Below are 3,337 nucleotides of genomic sequence, written 5' to 3'. Positions count from 1 at the left end.
GAAAAGAGATCAAATTGTGCTAAAATGCGCTTATCAATTCTCCACAAATTTAAAACTCCATAAAATTTTAGAAATTGTATCATAAAGGTTTATAATATGAATGAAACACAAAGTTATATTTGCGAGAGTCCTGAGCGTCTCGATACATTTTTAACATCGCAAATAGGGCAGAGTCGTTCACAAATAGCACAGCTTATTAAAAAAGAGTCAGTTTTTGTTGATGGAAAAATAGTATCACGAAGTGGTGTAAAGTTAAAAGAAAATCAAGTAGTTTTAGTTAAATTTCCTCCCGCAGAGTCAATACCTGCATTAGATGTTGATTTTGATGTTGAAATTCTTTATGAAGATGATGATATTTTGGTTATAAACAAGCCAACAGGCTTAACAGTCCACCCAGCTCCAAGTGTTAAAGAAGCAACTTTAGTTGATTGGCTAAAACATAAAGGTGTAAGACTCTCTAGCATAAGCGGAGAAGAGAGACACGGGATTGTTCATAGACTAGACAAAGGGACAAGTGGGGCTATGGTGATTGCTAAAAACAACACCTCGCATGAGTTTTTATCAAACCAACTTCAAGATAAAAGTATGGGTAGATATTATCTTGCAGTTGTAAACCCACCATTAAAAGAGGATTTAAGTGAAGTTATTGCTCCAATAGCAAGAAGCACTCATAATAGACTTAAAATGGCAATTTTAGGACATGGAAAATATGCCAGAAGTGCTTTTAAAGTTTTAGCACTCTCAGATGATGAGAAAAATCAGTTTGTAGCGTGTAAACTCTATACTGGTAGAACACATCAAATTCGCGTACATTTAGAGAGTTTAAATCGCCATATTATTGGAGATCATATATATGCACAAAGCCCAAAGCAAGAGAAGTCGGAACGAATTTTGCTTCATGCGTACATAATATATTTTATTCACCCAAAAAGTAAAGAAAAAATCTCATTTGTAGCATCTTTAGATAAAGAGATGAAAGAGTATTTAGATAAAAAATTCAATATGGAGAAAATAGATGAAATTATGGACGTTAATAACGTTATGCACGGTTTCGATACTACTAATTAGTGGTTGTAGCCGTAATGTACCAGTACCGAAAAAAGAGGCTGTAATTGATGTTACATTACCAATTGTAGAACTTACAAAGAATGGAACAATTGTTGATTCTGCTTCTATTGCTCTTGAGTGGAAAGCTATTAGTGATCAAAGAGTAGAAGGTGTTTATATCTACAGAGTTTCTCTTGATGAGAACAACAGCAACAAAAATGAGTATTACGACACAGTAAACACTCGCTTTTCTACGCACTATTTAGACACAAAGATAGAGCCAAATTCTAGATATGCATACTACTTTAAAACATACTCTACAAGTGCAGAGTCTCAAAAGAGCGAACAAACTATTATAACGTCTCTTCCTCAGTTAGAGTCAGTTATCTGGATACATAGTACTCAAGGTATGCCAAGAAGTGCAAAAATAATATGGCGCCCGCATGCAAATGAAAAAGTAAAAGCTTATATCATTCAAAGAAGAACTCTTCAAGAGACTAAATGGAGTGATGTTGCAACAGTAAATGGACGCCTTAATGCTGAGTATATTGATGAAAAACTACAAGATAATTTTACATATAAATATCGTATACGTGTACTTACTTATGATGGCATAGTTTCTAAGCCAAGTGAAGAGGTAAGCGTTGTAACAAAAGAGCTACCTGCAGAAATTATGCAAATAGTTGCTTCTACAGATATACCAAAAAAGATAGAAATTCACTGGAGAAGTACTCAAGTAAGCGATTTTTTAACTTATAGAATATATAGATCTGTAAGCATAAATGGAAGTTATGAGATGCTTGCTGAGACAAAAAATAGCTCATACACAGATATCATCGATGAGGATGGAAAAGAGTACTTTTATAGAGTAAGTGTTGTAGATAGAGATAAATTAGAGAGTATTAACTCAAATGTTACAGCACTTGGAAGAACTCTAATTAAGCCTTCTACTCCTTCGCTTGCAGAAGCTGTTTTTACAAATGGACAGGTACAACTCTCTTGGGTTAGTTCGGACTCAAGAGCAAGAAGTTACATAGTGCAAAAAAAATTTTCTAAGAGCTTTTTAGAAAGCTCTATTGAGGATTTTCAAAACATTAAAGGAAATCAGTTTTTTGACTCAAATGTTGAGTATGATAAAACATATTATTATAAAATCTATGCAGTGGATGCAAATGGCATAAAATCAGAGCCTAGTATAGAAGTAAAGTTAAAAATACAAGATAAAAACATGACTCCAAAAAAAGCAACACCTTCAAAGGTTGAGCAAAATAGAGTTGAACAAAGAATTGAGAACAGAGTTGAGTCTGTAAAACCTGTTGCGCCAGGACCAATTGAAGAAGTAATTATACCAATACAAGATTTTAACTAAAACGAGAATTTATGCCACATTTACACATTGTAGAGTTTAAAGAGGTAGGGATGCCATCAGTAAAAGATGGTGTCTCTTTTAATTTTATAGCAAAAAATGCATCACACCAAGAAGAAAAATTAATCTCTGTAAGTGTAGATGAAGATAATTTTTTTTTATTGGTAGTAGATGAGGATAGTAAAAAACTTCTAAAGAGTGATAAGCTTACTAGACCAGCATCTATATTTAATGTTCATAAAGCTCTACTCTCATATGCTGATGCTTCTGGTATGGATGTTATCTCATCTAATGTACCCCAACATCAGAAAAACATCCATCTAAGAGAAGTAAAAGCACTAAAAGATATAAACTACTTTGCAACAGATTTTCCAACAAATAAGAAGATTTGTATAGAGGTAGGTTTTGGCTCAGGACGTCATCTACTTCATCAGGCACAAAATAACCCTGACACTCTATATATAGGAATTGAGATACACACTCCTTCAATTGAGCAAGTTTTAAAACAAATCACTATACAAAATATTGAAAATATATTGGTTTTAAATTATGATGCAAGACTCTTTATGGAACTGGTACCTTCAAATAGAATTGATAAGATTTATGTTCATTTTCCAGTACCATGGGATAAAAAACCTCATAGAAGAGTAATATCAAAAGATTTTATAGAAGAAGCAACACGTATTTTAAATGTTAATGGAAGATTAGAACTTAGAACTGATAGTGAGAACTACTATGCCTACTCGTATGAAACTTTCATTGCATTTGCTAAAACAACACTTCATATAAATAAAAACAGAGATATAGCAATAACAAGCAAGTATGAAGATAGATGGAAGAAGATGCAAAAAAACTTTTATGATGTAACTATGATAAATTCTGAGCACTCACCAGAACTCTCACTAGAGGGAAATTTTGATTTTT

General features: G+C 32.9%; 3 protein-coding genes. All 3 read left to right on the top strand.

The window, feature by feature from the left end; all coding sequences use genetic code 11:
• Nucleotides 1-96 precede the first annotated feature (96 nt).
• Nucleotides 97-1,068 carry an RluA family pseudouridine synthase gene (locus PHI38_RS09810; RefSeq protein ID WP_299855637.1) on the top strand — a complete coding sequence of 324 codons (972 nt, stop codon included), beginning with the start codon at nt 97-99 and terminating at the stop codon, nt 1,066-1,068.
• The gene (locus PHI38_RS09805; RefSeq protein WP_299855635.1) at nt 1,016-2,416 is read left to right on the top strand and encodes a hypothetical protein; all 1,401 of its coding nucleotides are present in this window, start codon (nt 1,016-1,018) and stop codon (nt 2,414-2,416) included. Before PHI38_RS09810 ends, PHI38_RS09805 begins: the two co-directional genes overlap by 53 nt.
• Nucleotides 2,417-2,427: 11 nt before the next feature.
• The coding region (trmB, locus tag PHI38_RS09800) for a tRNA (guanosine(46)-N7)-methyltransferase TrmB (protein WP_299855633.1) at nt 2,428-3,337 on the top strand (910 nt) is incomplete at its 3' end.

The organism is Sulfurimonas sp. (assembly GCF_028694895.1).
Taxonomy (GTDB): domain Bacteria; phylum Campylobacterota; class Campylobacteria; order Campylobacterales; family Sulfurimonadaceae; genus Sulfurimonas.
The sequence above is the reverse complement of the archived record's forward strand: the minus strand, read 5'-3'. Positions and strand labels throughout refer to the sequence as shown.

Bases quoted from the DNA above. Each gene is read 5' to 3' on its own strand.
- PHI38_RS09810 (WP_299855637.1), top strand. From the start codon at position 97: ATGAATGAAACACAAAGTTATATTTGCGAGAGTCCTGAGCGTCTCGAT.
- PHI38_RS09805 (WP_299855635.1), top strand. From the start codon at position 1,016: ATGAAATTATGGACGTTAATAACGTTATGCACGGTTTCGATACTACTA.